Raw genomic sequence first — 1,660 nt, forward strand, 5'->3', positions numbered from 1 at the left:
CGCTCATCACACCTGACTCCGGGCTCGTCACCGAAGGTTGTAGAACGCTTCGCGCCCCGGATAGCCGGCCGTATCACCGAGGTCTTCCTCGATGCGCAACAACTGATTGTACTTGGCGATCCGATCCGAGCGAGACAACGAGCCTGTCTTGATCTGCAGCGCGTTCATGCCGACGGCGATGTCGGCAATGGTGCTGTCCTCGGTCTCACCAGAACGATGCGAGATCACAGCCGTATAACCAGCACGCTTGGCCATTTCGATGGCGGCGAAAGTCTCCGAAAGCGTACCGATCTGGTTGATCTTGATCAGGATCGAATTGGCGATGCCTTTCTTTATGCCTTCCTTGAAGATCCGGGTATTGGTAACGAAAACGTCGTCACCGACGATCTGAATCTTCTTGCCCAGACGATCGGTCAGCAGTTTCCATCCGTCCCAGTCGCCTTCGGCCATGCCATCTTCGATCGAAACAATCGGAAACTGCTCGGCAAGATTGGCCAGATAATCAACCAGTTGTACGGAGCTCAGCTGCAAACCCTCCCCCGCCAGATTGTAATTGCCGTCCTTGTAAAACTCGGACGCCGCACAGTCAAGCCCGATCAACACATCTTCGCCAGGGAAGTATCCGGCCGCTTCAATGGCTTGTACGACCATTTGCAGGCCCTCAGCATGGCTGGCCAGATTGGGTGCAAAGCCGCCCTCGTCACCAACGGCAGTTGAAAAACCCTTCTTGTCAAGCAGTTTCTTGAGCGCATGGAAAACTTCGGCACCACAACGCAAGGCTTCACGAAACGAACCCTGGCTGACGGGCAGAATCATGAACTCCTGGAAATCAAGACTGTTGTTCGCATGCTCGCCACCATTGATGATGTTCATCATCGGAACCGGCATCTGCATCGGTCCGGAGCCACCGAAATATCGATAGAGCGGCAGACCGGATTCTTCGGCAGCGGCTTTGGCGACGGCCATCGACACGGCAAGCATGGCATTTGCACCAAGACGCGCTTTGTTTTCGGTGCCGTCAAGCTGTATCAGCGTCTGGTCGATGAAGGCCTGTTCCTGAGCATCGAGACCGATGATCGCTTCGGCAATCTCGGTATTGACGTTTTCTACGGCCTGCATGACGCCTTTGCCGAGATAGCGGGTGGAATCCCCATCACGCAGCTCGATGGCCTCACGCGACCCTGTTGACGCGCCCGACGGAACAGCCGCGCGACCCATGACGCCGGATTCAAGAAGCACATCACATTCAACTGTGGGGTTGCCACGAGAATCAAGGATCTCGCGTGCAACGACATCAACAACAGAGCTCATGTTTCTTCCTTTATCTATACAGACATCAGTGATAAACCATCAATGACCAGCATGTTCATGATTGCTGCATCCTTGCGCAGCTCGCGTGCTGATCCGTATTCCGGAGAATTATAGAACTTCTTTGCCTGGGCAACCGACTCAAACTCGATGATCACAAGGCGCTCCGGTTTCGTCCAGCTTCCCTCAAGCACCTCAACAGGGCCGCCGCGCGCAAGGAAACGCCCCTGGTATTTCCCAATAGCTTCTTCAGCGAGCTTTTTGTATTTCTCAAAGCTTGCTGGATCGCTGACTCTGGCTTCAATCAGTACATAGGCCGCCATTTCACGACTCCGCAAAGCTGCAACTGGCC

The 1,660-nt window shown here is 54.6% G+C and carries 2 protein-coding genes; both read right to left on the reverse strand.

Features of this window, described 5'->3' with window-relative positions; all coding sequences use genetic code 11:
* Positions 1-27 precede the first annotated feature (27 nt).
* Complete coding sequence (gene eno / locus PROAA_RS13280; RefSeq protein ID WP_186411802.1) at positions 28-1,311, reverse strand: phosphopyruvate hydratase; 1,284 nt, start codon at positions 1,309-1,311, stop codon at positions 28-30.
* 14 nt (positions 1,312-1,325) lie between these two features.
* A partial coding sequence (locus tag PROAA_RS13285; RefSeq protein ID WP_245664277.1) for a DUF1330 domain-containing protein occupies positions 1,326-1,660 on the reverse strand: 335 nt, incomplete at its 5' end.

Origin of the sequence: Candidatus Propionivibrio aalborgensis, assembly GCF_900089945.1 — a bacterium.
GTDB lineage: Bacteria > Pseudomonadota > Gammaproteobacteria > Burkholderiales > Rhodocyclaceae > Propionivibrio > Propionivibrio aalborgensis.